At 50.2% G+C, this 16,227-nt stretch carries 12 protein-coding genes; 3 read left to right on the top strand and 9 right to left on the bottom strand.

Annotated features, from left to right (window positions below; genetic code table 11):
* Positions 1-8: 8 nt before the first annotated feature.
* From BV390_RS01140 to BV390_RS31790, 9 genes are all read right to left on the bottom strand, one after another.
* On the bottom strand, positions 9-1,328 hold the full coding sequence (locus BV390_RS01140) for a TolC family outer membrane protein (RefSeq protein ID WP_085396370.1): 1,320 nt from the start codon (positions 1,326-1,328) through the stop codon (positions 9-11).
* A 15-nt stretch (positions 1,329-1,343) separates the two neighbouring features.
* Entirely contained in the window at positions 1,344-1,949 is a 606-nt protein-coding gene (locus BV390_RS01135) for a helix-turn-helix transcriptional regulator (RefSeq protein WP_164887142.1), read from the bottom strand.
* Positions 1,950-2,092: 143 nt separating this feature from the next.
* Positions 2,093-2,776, bottom strand: coding sequence for a fimbria/pilus periplasmic chaperone (locus tag BV390_RS01130; protein ID WP_094898077.1), 684 nt, complete (start codon positions 2,774-2,776; stop codon positions 2,093-2,095).
* A 10-nt stretch (positions 2,777-2,786) separates the two neighbouring features.
* On the bottom strand, positions 2,787-4,136 hold the full coding sequence (locus tag BV390_RS01125; RefSeq protein WP_050496741.1) for a fimbrial protein: 1,350 nt from the start codon (positions 4,134-4,136) through the stop codon (positions 2,787-2,789).
* Between the two features lie 8 nt (positions 4,137-4,144).
* Positions 4,145-6,679 carry a fimbrial outer membrane usher protein gene (locus BV390_RS01120; protein WP_046852142.1) on the bottom strand — a complete coding sequence of 845 codons (2,535 nt, stop codon included), beginning with the start codon at positions 6,677-6,679 and terminating at the stop codon, positions 4,145-4,147.
* Between the two features lie 34 nt (positions 6,680-6,713).
* Positions 6,714-7,439 carry a fimbria/pilus periplasmic chaperone gene (locus tag BV390_RS01115; RefSeq protein ID WP_032695320.1) on the bottom strand — a complete coding sequence of 242 codons (726 nt, stop codon included), beginning with the start codon at positions 7,437-7,439 and terminating at the stop codon, positions 6,714-6,716.
* Between the two features lie 120 nt (positions 7,440-7,559).
* A complete protein-coding gene (locus BV390_RS01110; protein ID WP_032695319.1) occupies positions 7,560-8,111 on the bottom strand; it encodes a fimbrial protein in 552 nt (183 codons plus the stop codon).
* A gap of 857 nt (positions 8,112-8,968) precedes the next feature.
* A complete protein-coding gene (locus BV390_RS01105; protein ID WP_085396369.1) occupies positions 8,969-11,626 on the bottom strand; it encodes a beta-N-acetylhexosaminidase in 2,658 nt (885 codons plus the stop codon).
* Positions 11,627-11,643: 17 nt separating this feature from the next.
* Positions 11,644-11,778, bottom strand: coding sequence for a hypothetical protein (locus tag BV390_RS31790; RefSeq protein WP_255378935.1), 135 nt, complete (start codon positions 11,776-11,778; stop codon positions 11,644-11,646).
* Between the two features lie 829 nt (positions 11,779-12,607).
* On the opposite strand from BV390_RS31790, the gene BV390_RS01100 reads away from it, so the two are divergent.
* The 3 genes from BV390_RS01100 to BV390_RS01090 are packed head-to-tail and all read left to right on the top strand — an operon-like array spanning position 12,608 to position 16,206.
* Positions 12,608-13,588, top strand: coding sequence for a TIM barrel protein (locus tag BV390_RS01100; RefSeq protein WP_032686869.1), 981 nt, complete (start codon positions 12,608-12,610; stop codon positions 13,586-13,588).
* Between the two features lie 58 nt (positions 13,589-13,646).
* Positions 13,647-14,687: a sugar ABC transporter substrate-binding protein gene (locus BV390_RS01095; protein WP_032695317.1), complete on the top strand. Its 1,041-nt coding sequence runs from the start codon at positions 13,647-13,649 to the stop codon at positions 14,685-14,687.
* Positions 14,688-14,703: 16 nt separating this feature from the next.
* The gene (locus BV390_RS01090; protein WP_032695316.1) at positions 14,704-16,206 is read left to right on the top strand and encodes a sugar ABC transporter ATP-binding protein; all 1,503 of its coding nucleotides are present in this window, start codon (positions 14,704-14,706) and stop codon (positions 16,204-16,206) included.
* Positions 16,207-16,227: the final 21 nt, after the last annotated feature.

Below are 16,227 nucleotides of genomic sequence, written 5' to 3'. Positions count from 1 at the left end.
AGCTCCGGTTAGATGGCACTGCAATCAAGACTGCGCATCGCGGCGTAATCCAGCGATCCAGTGGCTGATTTTAAGTTGACGATCGACTGGATCAGCGCGTTCTGAGTCTGAGCAAGATCCTGAATAGCCTGGTAATATTCATTTTCTGCGTTAAATTCGTCGATCAGCGTCCGCTGGCCGAGCTCCCGTCCATAGCGGGTTGCGTTCAACCGTTTACCTGCCGAGCCGATCGCTCGCTGGTAAGCTTTAATCAGCGAGCGGGCGTTTCGTACTCCCGACATTGCCTGTAAGGTCTGCTGTTCCGCTTTGCGACGCGCATCAATCAGCAGATCTTTGCTTTGTTCAAAGCGATGGGCCGCTTCCAGACTCTGCGAAATGTGGCTTCCGCCGGCGAACAGGGGAATGGAGATATTGATGCCAACGGTGGTGTTATCTGTTTTGGCGGTGGTGCCGAACAGGTCATCAAGTACGTTACTGTCTTCCGCCCGGCTCCAGTTTTTGCCATAACCGGCCTGTAAGGTAACAACCGGCAGATGGCCGGCAGTGGCCGTGACCAGATCGGCTTCGCTGCCTTTAATGGCTTGTAGGGCGGCGAGAACATCAAGATTGCTCGCCGCCGCCGTGCGCTTTAATTGTTCTGGATTCATGTCGTCAACATAGCGAACGCAGTCCAGGCTCCGATCGGCGATGTCCCGAGCGTCCAGACCGGTCAGCTGGTGAAAAGTCACTCTGGCATCATTAAGGGTGTTTTCGGATGCCAGTTCATCAGCGACCGCTTTGTCATAATTAGCCTGCGCCTCCGCTTCATCCAGCCGCGTTCCATCGCCTAACTTCAACGATTTTTGTACCTGTTTCAGCCGCGCATCAAAGGCGGCAAGGATTTTGCGCTGGGTTTCGAGGACGCTGCGCTGATACACCACGCTGTAATAAGCCGTTACCACGTCAGCGATCATTTTTTGCTGCGCGATCAGGTAATTCACATCGGCCAGATCGCTGATGACCACGGTTTTCCGCCAGTTAGCATATCTGGCGACGTCAAAAACAGGCTGCGTCAGATTAAAACTGTAATTATGCCGGGTGACGCCAGCGGAATAGGCGGCGTCCGGCTGATCGGTCTTATTCCAGGCGGCGTTGAGGGTGACAACCGGCAGTAATCCGGCAAATCCCTGATATTTTTTTTGTGCATCAGCTTCATGCGCTCTGCGCGCCGCATTAAATTCGGCGTTATAAGCGCTGGCTGCCAGCAGGGCTTGCTGAAGCGACAGCGCACAAGCACTGCCGGACAACAATAATCCGACGATAAGCGAAATAAGTATTTTGTTAAACATGGTGTTCCACAGGACTTAGTGATTAAAAAAGGTGTTCTGATGTAAAAAACGCTGTAATTCACTTTCGTTTGCGAGATGCAGTTTATCCATCGCCTTACGCTTCTGCGTCGAGACGGTGCTCATGGCACGACATTTCTTCGAGGCTATTTGTGACAGCGAATAACCCTGATTGATCAGGTTGAGAACCTCCCACTCCTTGGTGGTCAGTTCATCCGATGAATGTTGCAGAAGTTCTTTAATCGTCTGTGATATATAAGGTTCTGCATGAGGTGAGGCGATCGCCTTCGTCAATGCGCTCAGCAGTTCATGAGCAGTATCATGGGGGCTGATCAGAATATTCATGCCTGAACTCACCATTTTCCTCAGCAACACTGGCTTCATATTTTGGGCGAAGAGTACGGTCACCGTTCGCTGATGAGGGCAAATAACGGAAAGCATTTTTCTGATTTCCGTTTCGTGGAAAAAACCATCGAAAAGGCAGGATGAATTAATCAGCAGAATATCTATTTTATTATTTTCAACCGCGCTTAACAGTGCGTTCAGATTGGGTAAATGATGTAGCCTTAAATAATGTGTTTGCAGTTCACGCTGTAAACAGGTGGTGATGAGGTCATAGGTCATGAAATATTTATGAAAGTAGGTAATGTTAAGCGTCATGTTTTGCATGGGAGACTATAATTATGTCGAATTTAATAAACCGTGTTACATCGCATCTGCGCTTCTCCCCCAGCCATCGATAGTGGGTGGGGGAGAGAGGCCTGACTTCATAATTGGCGCGTATAGGCGATTTGTTTGCCGTAATCATCGATGACTGACCAGCTCAACAGCCCGGAGGCGCTCGCTGGCGAAAGCGGCACTGCGGTGGAAGCTCCGGGCGCAATCATCATGGTGGTCAGCTGTTTTCCTCCCAGACGTAGCTCTCCTAACGTCATGTTGTAGGGCGTAGGGTTAGTAATCAGCAGCGACCGGTTTGTGCTACTGCCTTTTTTAAGCGTAAATATCAGCGACTCTCCGATGTTCTCATCCGGTGCTTTCAGACCGGCCGGGCGGACAAAAACTTTTAAGCGGATACGTAGAGGCAAAATGATTTTTTTACCCTTTTCGCCGTCAGATTGCGTGTTCGGCGGGATCTGATAGATATTCAGCCAGTAGACGCGCTCGCGCCCGGCCGCAATTTCCTGACGCGAGGAGAGCATGACGCGCAGATTGCGGGATTCTCCCGGTTCCAGCTTAAACAGCGGCGGCACCACAACCAGAGGCGTATGGAGGTTATCCGGCTGAGCCAGCGGATCGTTATCATCGCTCCAGACCTGAACCAGCGCTGGCGCTCTTTCTGAATTCACCAGCACCAACGTCTCGGCGATACTGTTTTCATTAAACACCAGCCGGCTCTGCGTGCTGTTGACCACCGCGCCTGCGTAGCCAGTACTCAGCAAGAGTGTCATCATCAGGCAGGTCTTACTGAAGACTGACAAAAATCTGTGCTTGCGCATGGACCGACCCTGCCGTTGCTTGTAACCCTGGAAGCCGCTCAAGAGAAGCGGTGAATAATCCGCTATATCGACTGCCACCTGTACCCGTTGCCCCAACGTTGTCCAGATAATCGCTAAAGCCGTACCAGCCCGCGGCATTGCCTGTTCCGGTGGTGGTATTGGTGGACAGCAGAGTAAGCGGCGTACTCGATCCCTCTGGGTAAATGCGGATGCCGACGCCTGAAGCCACGCCGCTTGTTCCGTAGCTATTGTCCAGCAAATGACTGATGCCGCCGGAAGCGTTTTTCAGCCCCAGTGTAGCGGCCTGGGCAAGCGCCGTGGGCTGGGTGACCAGAAACCCCATGGCCACGGGTGGTGTGGTGGTGTTTGTCACCGTCCCGGATACCGCGCCGGCATCGCATTCAATCGCGACATTAAAATTGCTGGTGCTGGTCATGCTGGCGTTGAGTTCAGCCGCCCCGATCGGGGGAAGAGTAACAACCTGATCAAAATCACTGACCACGCAGGTCTCGCCGTGGATGATGGTGGTACTCCCTCCTCTCATCCCCCATACCGCCACTATGTTTGTAGCAGAAGCTGAGGGGCTGGTTGCCACTGCCCCCGCGATGGGGCTGGTCATACCGAAAACCGGTTTAAAGCGCACGGTGGCTTGCGCCTGGGTCAGGGTGTTAAATGCGTTACGTGGATCAGCATATGAGATATTGCCGGAATCGTTGGTTTTAAGTAGCTCAAAGGTGATATTGCTGAACGCGGAAGCTGGAACATAGATAGTGGAACCGACGGTAATATAATCCGCGGCGGTTAATTTACGCTCCTGCCAAAATTTTGTGTAATACGCCCCTGCTTTCTGGTTCGTAATACGAAAAGCGACATTTTTTGCCGGCGTAATATACCCGCTGTCAATATCATTGACCTCAATCCCACCATAAAAGTTTGAGTTAGCCGTGGCGTACATTTCATAGAGCGAATCCGCATCGGACAAAGGGCATTTGTATAAAATTTGATTCGCCGCATAGGGGGCATGCAGCCCGGAGCTAATCACGTCCACGTTTGCAGTGCCCAGTAACGTACCGGGTGGGTTTAATGATACCGACCCCGTGCCGATACTGAGTACCCCGAAAGAAATAGGGGCGTTATTACCATTCGTGACCAGCGGGGTGGCGGTGTAGCCCATATCGGCAACTTCCTGAGGAATATCGTTGATTCCCGTACCGATTGAGGTCACTCTGCGACACTCCGCCTGAGCCCAGGGGGCGCTGACTATCATGAGTGCGGCAATCAGGCCGTGTTTTAACTGAATAACTGGAAATTTCATGTGTTATCTCACTGTACGCAGATGCCATTTAAATGGATGAAGTTATTGCCTGATGCTTTATTCCGTGCGGGCATCTGGTAATTGACGCGGCACGTTTGCTTGCTGTCCCAGCGAATGAATAAAGTGCCGGAGGCATCGGGCAAGCGCGCATAGACCTGTCCATTCTGGCCGGCCATCCCAATGTTTTTCCCATCCCGGTCCTGAACCTCCGCACCCATCGGTACCGGAGAGCCATCGGGCATCATGACCGCGATCAGGGCAGGGGTACCGCCAAGGGTGTTGAAAGCCACTTTCGGCACCGCGCCGCGAACCGGGACCACGCGTACGTTTCCGCCTTCCAGCTCGACATCCTGGTCCAGGGAATTACCGTCAATGCTGATGGTGTTGTAGCGGTATGGCGCCAGAGAAGGCGCAATCCCATAGCCGAAGACATCAATTCTGGCTCCCTGCGCATTGTTAATGCGCGCGCCGCTGGCACCTTTGGCTTCAACCAGAGCAAAGGTATCACTGGCGTACGGGCCGTAGGTGACGCCGCCGCTGTGCAGGGCCAGAGTCCCTGCGGTTCCCAGACCCAGCTGGTGATCTTTGCCGCTGTGAGCGTAAGAGGCTCGCATTGTTCCTGAACGGGTACGCTCCTGCACATTCGCGCCCCAGCGCATGGTATGGCTTCGGCCCTGTTCCAGTGCGGTGTACTTGTCGTGATTGGCGTACAGGGAATAGGTGAAATCATTTTCTTCGCCTGCGGAACCGGAAAGGGTGGTCATCGCCGTGCGGGTATTTTTATTCTTCGTCATGTCGAACGACACGCTTGAGCGAGAGTCACGCCAGTCGAGCGGAATGGAAAACCCGATGGAAACGACGTTCTCGGTATATTTCTGATAACGACTGGAATCATATTCAGCGTCATTGACGCTATAGATATAATTCGTGTTACTCCAGCTGGAACGCTGCCTGCCGACGTTGATGTTGTAGCTGAGCTTTTTCCATATGTTGTTGTAGGACAGCTGTAGCTCAGTGATACGCGAACGGTTGTTGTAATAGTCGGTGCTGCTGCCGCTGAGCGAGAGAGTACCGTACTCGTCCATGTTCTGGCTTAACGTCGCGGTGAAGCGGTTACGTTGCTTAAGCGTGTCGGAGTAATAATTAGCCCCGTTCTGTTGCTGGCGCCGCACGCCGAGAACATCCTGGAGATCGCGGTATCCGGCGGTGGAATAGCGGTAGGCTGCCAGCACAATATTGGTGTTGCTCGGGAAGGTTTTGCTGTATGCCGCCTCGGCGCGCCAGCCGCTTTTGGACTGATTGTTTTCCACCTGTGCATGTGACCAGGTTGTATTGAGCGATAACGCGCCGAGTTCAGAGGCGAAAACGCCACCGGCGAGCAATGCCTGATAATTGTTGGCGAACCGCGTGCCGGTGTTGGCGGTAAAACGGTTATTCACCCCGTACTGCAAGACGCCTTCGGCGAAAGCATTCTGTACGGAGTAATAATTCCTGACTTTACCTGCGGCCAACTGATAGCTCATATTGCCCGGACGCATGGAGCCCGGCACGGCAGCATAAGGCACAACGAAGAAGGACGATTTTCCGTCGGTTTCAATGATCTGCACCTCAATATCACCCTGACTGCGGGTATTGTAGAGGTCGTCGATCAGAAAGGGGCCCGGAGGAACCTGCGTTTCGTAAATAAGATGGCCTGCCTGGCGGATCAAAACCCGGGCATTGGTATTGGCCACGCCACGGATTTCGGGCGCGTAGCCCAGTTTTCCCTGTGGCCACATGCTTTGATCGGTATACAGCTTGACGCCGTTAAAAGAGATTGAGCCAAACATGGCGCTGTCGGTATAGGTATCGCCGACCATCAGCTCGCTGGAGATGGCGGGCAGCGGGCGCTGTACCCAGGTTCTCACCGAGTTCCATTTATAGGCATTGCCTGCAGTGCTGCTCTGCATGTAGCGCAGATTGGCCTGGTGACGTAATTGCCACATCCCCATATTTGCGCCGGCGTTGATCATGCTCCACAGATAGCTGTAGTGAATGTCACGCAGAATATTGCGGGTGTAGCTGGTGTTATGGCGTAAAAATAACAGCGGCGCCCCCGCATCCCATTCGGCAACCGGGATATAGTCGCGAGGCGGGCGGTTGAGCATAATTTGTGGGATGGAAAACTCCACCGACAGCGTTGACGGTTTAATCCGCCAGCTTCCCTGCCGGGTAATATCCGCTAAAGATAAACACGGGACCTGGGGTAGGGAGGAGGGCTGGATTTTTAGCTGTAACAGTTTAATTAGCTCAGCATCAAGACACAGCTGCGCACTTTTGTCCGTCGGATTGATTTTCTGGAATTTAACCGGAACCTGGCTTTTTATTTTAGTACCATTGAGTACCAGGTCTAAATTCTGCTGCCCCGGCGCAATGATAACCTCAGTATCGTTGAATTTTTCCAGGCTGATACCTTTAGCAAACCCTGATCCAGCGAGTAAATTGTTGTCAAAACGATACTCTTCTGCAAAGGCCGAATGCGAAAACAGAGAGGCTTTAATCATGCAGGTTATTAATGCAAGACGAAAATAAACTTCCTTATTTTTGAATTGGATATACATGGCTTACCGTTGCTCCATAATCATTAACCAGACCGATCTCTATTCCCTTAGCGCTCCTGTCAGTCACCTTTCCGGCATTAAGCGCAATGTCTACAGCGGTAAAAGGCGCAATCATTGGTGGTTTATGCTTTGCATTAACACCGTTAACGCTCACCTTGCTTAATGAGATGTAATAGGGAGAGGTATTAGTAACCCGGATGCTATTTGCTGACGTGTTACTGACCGTCAGATAGTCGAAAATCATTTTTGGGTTAGTTTTTAAACCCGTGGGTCGATAAAACACTTTCATTCTGTTTTTCAACATCACAACGATTTTGCTACCTTTATCGCCGCCAATGTTTGCCGGAGGTACCTGAAGGAAGTTGAAATAAAATATAGATTCCCGGTCCTGCGGCAACGGTTTATCTTGCGTAAAGAAAACGCGTAAAATTTGCCCTTCTTTTGCCGCAATGCGAAACGTTGGCGGCGTAACAATAAAAGGGGCCGTTCCTGTTTCAGGCGTAGAGGAGGGATCGCCACTGTCGAACCAGGCCTGAATCACATAAGGAAAATCATCATCATTTCTTAGTTTTAGATCAACGGACTTTGCGTCAGAGGGATAAATTACCCGCGAGCCGGTCATGACCACACTGGCCAATGCTGACTGACAAAAATAGAGGGATAATATAAATAAGAAAATGCTACGCCATTGTAAGCGGGACATATCAGTCACCTGTTGGAAATTATTTTCTGACAACCCGGAAAGAATAAATTAAGACCATCCCTGGTCTTAATTTATCTAAATATCGATTAAGAGATATTGAATCCCTGTTTTAACGCCTGATTAGTTGTAGCTAACCGCGTACTGCATCGAGGCCTGTACCGCGCCTGGGGTGGCAACGCCGGCTTCACTGATATACTGCGCGGTGTAGGTCGCAGAGGCAGAATCTGCTGCTGCCGCCAGAGTCAGATCGCCAGATGCAGTAAAGGGAGTCGTAAAGTTGATTGGCGCTGCAGCGGTATCCAGAATCTGGATTTCAGCATTTGTTGCCGCAGTAGTACCCGTTGCCACGTTGCCCAGGTTGCCGCCTACGGTGATGCTGTTACCTGCAAATTTGCTGGAAATAGTCGTTGGTTGTGTAGGATTGCCAGTACAGCCGCTTACGCTGATGTCGAAGGTGGTTGGTTTCGCAACGCTACCCGCAGTAAGCAGTTCGGATTTATTAACGCTCGGCAGCAGAACTACCGGGCTAACTTTGTTGCCGTTAATCGCCACGGTACAGGTTTCAGAGGTGACTTCCCCAAGGAAAGTGACGGTATTATCAGCAGCTAACGCCTGTGCACTAATCAGAAGAGACATCGCAGTAACAGGGATCAACACCAAACTTTTTTTCATTGCAAAATATCCTTTAGAAAAATAATCAGCCTACATGTATTAGGCTGGTGAGTGTAATTTCTTCCTTTAAAGTTAATGTTGAAATTACGCTTCGTTTTATACGCATGCTAAGGGTTGGCGCATAAAATAACCGCGGAGTTAAATTTCAACATCAATGCAACTAAAATAAACGCAAAGCGCTTTTTAGTTTGCCGGAGTATCTTGGTGTTGAGGGCTGGAATTGTGTAGTGATTTAATCTGATGAAACATGAAGTGCGCATTTGAAAATGTGAAAAAATCTTATCCTGAGGCGTTCTGCCGCAGCTTCACAAATGATAAAGACATATTGCCCCGCCTTCGCGGTTTTTCGTTGGTGGTCGACGTTACGACAAAGGTTAACTATGCGTGAGATTCTTAATAATGGAGCGATTAGATAAAGGCGATGTTGTTTTTTTATTTGGTACGAAATGTGAAATCGTTATGCCGGGTAAAAGATAGACGTTAGCTGATCATGTATTAAATGTACTTCACTGGGGGGGTATTTCATTAGTGACAAAATATATCGCCTAATGGGCAGGCATCATTCGTTTATTGTCTCTTGAGCGGCTGTTGGCGCTTTATGAAATTTATGAACCAGCACTGGAAACAGGTTTTTGCGGCATTGACAGTACGCAGAGGCTAGTTTTTCTGGAAGAATAGTGCGTTGCATATTGCCGCACGAAACCGGTGTATCCCGTCCTGCTATTGGACATTATTCCCTTCTGTGTTCACCTGTTTTACGACAATGGGGCCAAAATGATGAACATTGGCATTGAACAACGCCACACGATTACCAGCAGGGCATAAAAAACCGGTGAGTATCCTCACCGGTTAACCCGTTACCTGACGGTATCGATGCGGCTAAAACGTTTACCATCGGCGCTGACAGTACGTACGTTCACTGCGCCCTGCACCTGTGGTTGCGCATTGTCATCATAACGTTGCCAGCTGCTGCCACCATTGGTGGAGTACTCAATGATCATCCCCGGGAAACTGGTGTTTGCTTCCAGTTTGCCGTTGGTGATTTTCGCCCCCGGTACCGGCAAACGGAACGCTATACTGGCTTTTTCCATCTTCGCCAGTTCCCGGCTGCCCAGGATATTGGCGAAACGAATCCAGTCCTTATTCTGTGCTTTCGCATCAACATGGTGCGTTACGCCCGCCTTATAGCTTTTCCCCTTCAGGTAATCCTGCTCCCACGCCGCTTGATGCCATGCGCGTTCGGCAACGGAGAACAGCCGCGGGAAGAGGCGATATTCCATCTCTTCGTCGGTACGGACGATTTCGCTCCATATTTGAGCCGACAGGCCATACGCGCCCGGCCACTCTTTATCTGCCTTGCCTTCAAACGGGTTACCGTCCCGATCGAGTGAAGTTTCTGCATTTTGCGGCAGGTTATTTGGTGTGAATCCAAAGATCTTACGCTCATCGCTAAAGCGCGTTGCCCAGTAGAAGCCTGGCTCCTGAGGATTAACCTCGTATGGGTGATCCAGATAAACATAATCCGGGTTGGAAATGACCACTTCGTAGCCTTTGTTTGCCCAGTCATTAACCGACTCCGCACCGCCCCAGAACAAGGTGTCCCAGAAATTTACCGCCGTTTTTTTGGTGGCAAAATCGGTCGCATCCTTAGCATGCTTTAATCCATCCTGCCAGGCCTGCATTTTCGCAATACCATGCTGGTTGACCAGTTGACTGACTTCCACGGCGAACCAGCTCGGCAGATGCTCAATATCAGCCACTTTTCCCTCTTTCAGCATGACCTGGCAGACCGCTGACTTCGCCCACGGTTTGTCCTGATTGCGCTGTTCAATCTGACCTTTACCTTCCTGCGGATTGTTTTTATCGGTATATCCGGCGCCCAGATAAATATTTTTCGCTTCATCACCACCAAAATGCCAGGTCGTTAGCGGTAGTCCCGCCTCTTCATGCATTTTCTGGATTTCGCCCATCACCTTATCGACAAAATGACGAGACGACGGTAAGCATGGGTTCAGATAACCGGTGCGATCGTAGAACTGAACCCCGGTAGTCACCGAAGTATCGTCAGGATCGAGTAGACGGAATTCATTCGCTGCTTTCTCTTTACCTTCTTTCATCAGACGATCGTAGCGGGCTTCCATCGATATGGTTGCCGCCCGGGCATGCGCGGGCATATCAATTTCCGGGATGACATCAATCTGCCGTGCTTTGGCATACTTGAGTATCTCAATATAATCAGCACGGCTAAACCAACCACTGCCGTTCGTAGTGCTATCCGGGCCTGACCCCAGTTGCGGCAGCAGGCAGGTTTTTTCCGTCAAATCATGGCAGCGCTTTCCTCCGACTTCCGTCAGTTCAGGTAGCCCAGGGATCTCAATACGCCAGCCTTCATCGTCGCTGAGATGAAGATGGAATTTATTCAGCTTCAGCGCCGCCATCTGTTCCAGTGCCCGCAAGATAGCCGCTTTACTATGAAAATTACGCGCAACATCGATAAACAAACCACGATACTGGAAACGCGGCGCATCTCTGGCTTCAAGAGTGGCGATCTTCATCGGCCCCTCTGCAGGAACCAGTGAAAGAATTGACTGGAGGCCGTAGAAGACCCCAGCCCGATCGTAACCGGTTACCAGTGCCCCCTTTTCGTCAATCTTAAGGGTATAAGCTCCCGGTACCGCTTCCTTACCCTGGAAAGATGGCGCAGAAATTTCGGTACGCACCGGGTAACCTCGATCGGTTTTCAAGCCCAGCAGGGAGAAGCGCTCGGTAATCGCCTCTGCCGACGGCTTCGGCAGGGCAGAAAGATCCAGCTTAACTCCGTGGCTCAGATCAACATCCCGATCATGCACGTTAACCACCTGCGGCGTTGGCACAATTTGGCCGCGCAGGGATGAGGCGTTGAGCAATTTCACATCGCTGTTTTTCTCAAAGCGTACTTCGGCCGTCATCAGGACATTGTTGTCGGCGGCCGTGCTTTTCCATAAATCACCGCGAATTGGTGTGACAACCTGATTGAGATCTTCTGTATCGGTACTGGCAATGACTTTGGGCTGCGCATCCGTGGAAGTGACGTACCAACGCGGGATCACATCACTCATAAACAGCTGCCAGTATTCATTAATAATCGGGATGTCCACAGCTTGTCCTGCCGGGAATGCGCTAAATTTATCAGTAGGTTCCAGTTTGTGCAGGTCGCCGATGATATGCGTAACCTTAAACCGGGCATTATCCACGCTCAGAATCCGGCGAATACTGGAGAAATAAATCGCCCAGTCTTTACCCGTAATTGCATCGCCATCATTCGTTAACCTGATGGTGGCCTTGTTACAGGATGCCCAGTCCGCGCCCAGGCTGGCGCAATCAACGCCATGCAGCGCCGCGTGGTTATCCACGACGGTATAGTTAAACTTGAGTTGACTGATTTGATCGACAGTTTGCTGATTGGCAAAGGCTGTTCCGCTGCCCATTATTCCAGCAACTGCGGTTGCCAGCAGGCCTGTTTTTAATGATTTCATGTCATTTTCCTTAATGATTATCGGCACTGGCACTGCACGTTAATGCTGGAATCAGCAGAGAAACTTTCGGCTTTAGCCTGCGGAAAAATAATCCAGCCTGGCGCGTCAATTGCCAGCGCTGGGGTATTACGTTTTCCAGTAAAGATATGCATGTGAATTTCCTCTTGACATTTAAAACGCGGGAAAGGCAGACCGCGTGAAATTAAAAAAATAAGCCAATAATAAACGGTATAAACCCCTTAATAAGCATGAATACATTATTTTTTGTGACGCGAATTATCAATCTGTTTTTGTGTGATAAACTGAATTTTATGACAAAACGCACATATTATATTTCTCTTTATTACACTTGAGTTTTGCCAGGTTGTTTTTGTAATTATTTGATTTTTAAAATCAATTAATGGATTGAATTGATTTTATGATGAGCGGGAATAGTGGCCGCGAATAAGATTTTTCCCCATTACAAATGGAGTTAATTTTTATCGTGAAAATATGCCGTGGTCAAAGAGAGGCGACAGACATGTAAGACCTACCGTCCCCGTATCACTATCCCTGTACGCTTGTGCTTTTGAATTGCCCTTTGAGTCGATAGTGATCTCTTCCCGGAAACCTCAAAATAAAACGGGTGTGCTTACGCTGACACAGCGGAAACGGTCGTACTGCCTTGTGCAGAGCAACGCTTCCGCAGGGGCTGCCGGTTTCACTGTCCTCCTTTAAATGTGATGATAAACAATAGCATACAGTCTTTTTCCCTGACCCATCTGATGAAGTAAACCCTTACTGCCTGTATTTCGCTCTTCACCTCAAGCCCATTTCATCGACACATACTCTCCTTTATTTCGTGATTCATCTCTCATTTTATTCATTATTCGAATTGTCACGCTTGATAACTATGTGGCGGAGTGTAGTCTAAAGCATAACTTCACAAATAATTGTGAAGAAGGAAAGTACATCACAAACTCGTTTGAAGGATCCACCCCCATGTCGGAATTGAAATTTGCCACGCGTTTAAACTCTTTTGCCTCAGGAGCGAACCTCTACTGGCCGGATCTTCAGGGGAAACCCTCTGTGCTGCAGATGATTGCCCGTGCCGGTGAGGTAAAAGGGTTAACCCATCTTGATCTGAACTACCCGCAGCACATCACGACTGATATTCAAACGCTGCGCCAGGCCATTGAGGATGCGGGACTGGCGGTCAACGGTATGCAAATGCGCTGGGATGCACCGCAATTTAAGATTGGGGCTTTTACTAACCCCAACCCACAGATCCGTCGTGAGGCCATTGAGCTGACAAAACGCGGGATTGATGCCGGGCGCGAATTTGGATCACGTCTGATGACGCTGTGGATGGGGCAGGATGGTTATGATTACTGCTTCCAGGCGGATTACAAAAAAATCTGGAACGATGCGGTGAGCGCAGTCCGTGAAATTGCCGAATATGCGCCGGACGTGGATATCAGTATCGAATACAAACCGAATGAGCCGCGTGCTTACAGTATTTTCCCCAATGCCACGACATGTTTACTGGCAGTAGAAGAAGCCGGCTGTCCGAATCTGGGGATCACGCTTGATTTTGCTCACGTGCTGTTTGCCAATGAAATTCCGGCTTATGCTGCGGCGATGGTAGCCCGCCGTTCACGCCTGCTGGGGCTTGATCTCAATGACGGCTGGGGGAAACGTGATGATGGTTTGATGGTGGGCTCGGTTAACCCGCGCGCCACGCTGGAATTCCTCTGGCAGATGCAGCGTGATGGGTATCAGGGGGCCTATTACTTTGACACATTCCCGGATGCCAGTGGCCTCGATCCGGTTCGTGAAGCTGAAATCAATATTGCGACCGTTACCCGATTACTCAAACTGTGCCAACAACTGGACGGCAATGATGAACTGGCAGCGGCCATTAGTCGCCAGGATGCCGTTGCCTCTCAGCGGATAGTTAATGACATTATGCTAGCCAGATAGCGCAAAAAATAAGCAAACATTAGAAAAATACCCTGACGCAAAAATAAAAGGCTGAAAAATGAAAAAGCTCATACTCTCTGTACTCGCCTCTTCTTTACTGTGCTCGATGGCTTACGCCGCTGATTTAGCCCCGCTGAAATCGGATACTGAACCGGATCGCACAGACTGGACGCAGCTCAGCAGCAAATATGGTCCAATGCCGAAAGTCGACAGCAAACTTAAAATTGGCGGCGTATCGAAAACGCTGACCAATGAATACTGGCGTTCACTCGGCGAAGGTTACCAGAACGTCGGTAAAAAATATGGCTTCACCGTAGCTTATCAGGCTGCCGCCAATGAAGACGATCAACTGGGTCAGTTATCAATAGCGGAAACGCTTATCTCCCAGGGCTTTAACGGGCTGCTGGTATCACCTCAGACCGATATCAACCTTGAACCCGCTCTGGAAAGTGCCACCAGCAAAAAAATTCCCGTGGTCAATGTTAACGATGCGGTGATGCCAAATGCACCGTATTACGTCGGGAACGTGCAGAAAGATAACGGCGTGCGGGTGGCGAAATGGTTCATCGAACACCATCCTCAGGGCGGTAAAGTTGCAGTGATCGAGGGGCAGCCTGGCGTTTATGCCGCTGGCCAGCGAACCCGCGGTTTCAACGAGACGCTACAGGCCAACGGCAAGTTCAATATTGTTGCCAGCGTACCGGCGAACTGGAGTCGCGAACAGGCGTTTAATGCGGCCTCAACAATCTTGCAGCAGCATCCCGATCTGATTGGTTTTTACGCAAATAACGACACCATGGCGCTGGGTGTGGTGGAAGCTGTTCGTTCGCTGAATAAAGCCGGGCAGGTGGCTGTATTTGGTACCGATGGTATCTCAGATGCCTATGCCTCGATTAAACGCGGCGAACTGACGGGTACGGTGGACAGCTTCCCGGTACTGACCGGGGAAGTCGCAATGGAAGTTATGCTGCGCCTGATTGACGGGCAGAAAATTTCCCGCGTGGTCTCTACACCTCAGGCCTTGATCACGAAAGATAACGCGGATGCCTTCTCGACCAAAGATAACGACAAGCTGCGTCAGCTGCTGGCTCAACAGTAAGTCAGGCGGAGGGTGTATGGAACAGTATCGCTTAACGATGCGTGGGATAAGTAAGACATACGGTAACGCGGCGGCATTACAGGACGTGGACTTTTCGGTCAAACCTGGCGAGGTTCATGCCCTGATTGGTGAAAACGGCGCCGGAAAATCCACGCTGTTAAATATTCTTTCAGGTGTACGAGAGGCCGATAGCGGCGAGATTAGCGTGAACGGACAGACCGTTCAGATGAAGAATCCGCTCAGCGCCCGTCATGCCGGTATTGCCATGATTCATCAGGAATTACAGCATGTTCCGGAACTCTCCGTTGCGCAGAATATGTTTCTTGGTCGGCCGCTCACCAGGGCAAAAGGTTTATGGGTGGATAAACACGCTCAGTTGGAAAGAGCGAAGCTGATTCTCAAACAGCTGGATCCGACAATTGATCCCAATGAGCCGATCAAGAACCTGAAAGTCTCACAGCAGCAGATCGTGGAGATTGCTCGCGCCATGCTGGACGATGCAAAAATCATCGCCATGGACGAGCCGACATCCAGTCTGACGCCGAGAGAGTTTGACCGGCTGGCCGAACTCATTTCGGATCTGAAGTCTATGGGGGTATCGCTTATCTATGTTTCTCATAAGATGAACGAAATTTTCAGAGTCTGCGACCGGGCCACTATTATGCGTGATGGCAGGCAGGTTGGGGTGGTGAACATTTGTGATGAGGATGAAGAAAGCATTGTCTCAAAAATGGTCGGACGCAAGATTGAGAAACTTGAGCACAACTCATATGTGACCGATCGTGAAGTTCTTCGCGTTGAGAATCTCTCGCGTGGTGGCGCTGTGCGCGATGCCAGTTTCACCGTCCGTGCGGGTGAGGTGCTCGGTATTGCGGGTCTGGTCGGCGCCGGGCGTACGGAACTGATGAAACTGATTGCCGGTATTGATAAACGCAGCAGCGGTAACGTGTTTGTTAATGGCCAGGCGGTGCGTAATCACAACGTCAGTGCCGCGATTCGGGCAGGCATTGGCCTGGTCCCGGAGGACCGTAAGAAAGAAGGGATTATCAAAGAGCGTGCGGTGAAGATGAATATGGCACTGCCTTCGATGCGTAACTTCACCATTGCCGGGATGATCGGCAAAGTTAAGCTTAACCGGGTTGCGCATGAAGTCATGAGCGATTTGAAGCTACGACCACTGAACATTGATAAAACGATTGGCACATTAAGTGGCGGTAATCAGCAGAAAGTTATTATTGGACGCTGGGTTGCCGCAGATGCTCAGGTTTTTCTGTTTGACGAACCAACCCGAGGGATTGATATTGGGGCGAAATCAGAAATTTATAATCTGATAGAAAAACTGGCCCGTTCAGGCAAGGCAATTGTTGTTGTCTCTTCAGAGATGACAGAGATTATTCGTATTTCTGACCGAGTACTGGTTATGCGTGAAGGGAAGATTACTAAGGAACTGAAAGGTGACGCCATCACGGAAGATAATATTGCACGCTATGCCATTAAAGATGTCGAAGAGACCATTTGAATTTCTTACCTTTATTAATTT

Origin of the sequence: Klebsiella sp. YJ (assembly GCF_002108615.1) — a bacterium.
Lineage (GTDB): Bacteria > Pseudomonadota > Gammaproteobacteria > Enterobacterales > Enterobacteriaceae > Klebsiella > Klebsiella planticola.
Note: the sequence above shows the minus strand (reverse complement) of the source record. Positions and strands in the feature narration are given on the sequence as shown.

What these genes read in the sequence shown, in the direction of transcription:
- BV390_RS01140 (WP_085396370.1), bottom strand. Translation starts at nt 1,328, where the DNA reads ATGTTTAACAAAATACTTATTTCGCTTATCGTCGGATTATTGTTGTCC.
- BV390_RS01135 (WP_164887142.1), bottom strand. Translation starts at nt 1,949, where the DNA reads ATGACCTATGACCTCATCACCACCTGTTTACAGCGTGAACTGCAAACA.
- BV390_RS01130 (WP_094898077.1), bottom strand. Translation starts at nt 2,776, where the DNA reads ATGATGACACTCTTGCTGAGTACTGGCTACGCAGGCGCGGTGGTCAAC.
- BV390_RS01125 (WP_050496741.1), bottom strand. Translation starts at nt 4,136, where the DNA reads ATGAAATTTCCAGTTATTCAGTTAAAACACGGCCTGATTGCCGCACTC.
- BV390_RS01120 (WP_046852142.1), bottom strand. Translation starts at nt 6,679, where the DNA reads ATGATTAAAGCCTCTCTGTTTTCGCATTCGGCCTTTGCAGAAGAGTAT.
- BV390_RS01115 (WP_032695320.1), bottom strand. Translation starts at nt 7,439, where the DNA reads ATGTCCCGCTTACAATGGCGTAGCATTTTCTTATTTATATTATCCCTC.
- BV390_RS01110 (WP_032695319.1), bottom strand. Translation starts at nt 8,111, where the DNA reads ATGAAAAAAAGTTTGGTGTTGATCCCTGTTACTGCGATGTCTCTTCTG.
- BV390_RS01105 (WP_085396369.1), bottom strand. Translation starts at nt 11,626, where the DNA reads ATGAAATCATTAAAAACAGGCCTGCTGGCAACCGCAGTTGCTGGAATA.
- BV390_RS31790 (WP_255378935.1), bottom strand. Translation starts at nt 11,778, where the DNA reads ATGCATATCTTTACTGGAAAACGTAATACCCCAGCGCTGGCAATTGAC.
- BV390_RS01100 (WP_032686869.1), top strand. Translation starts at nt 12,608, where the DNA reads ATGTCGGAATTGAAATTTGCCACGCGTTTAAACTCTTTTGCCTCAGGA.
- BV390_RS01095 (WP_032695317.1), top strand. Translation starts at nt 13,647, where the DNA reads ATGAAAAAGCTCATACTCTCTGTACTCGCCTCTTCTTTACTGTGCTCG.
- BV390_RS01090 (WP_032695316.1), top strand. Translation starts at nt 14,704, where the DNA reads ATGGAACAGTATCGCTTAACGATGCGTGGGATAAGTAAGACATACGGT.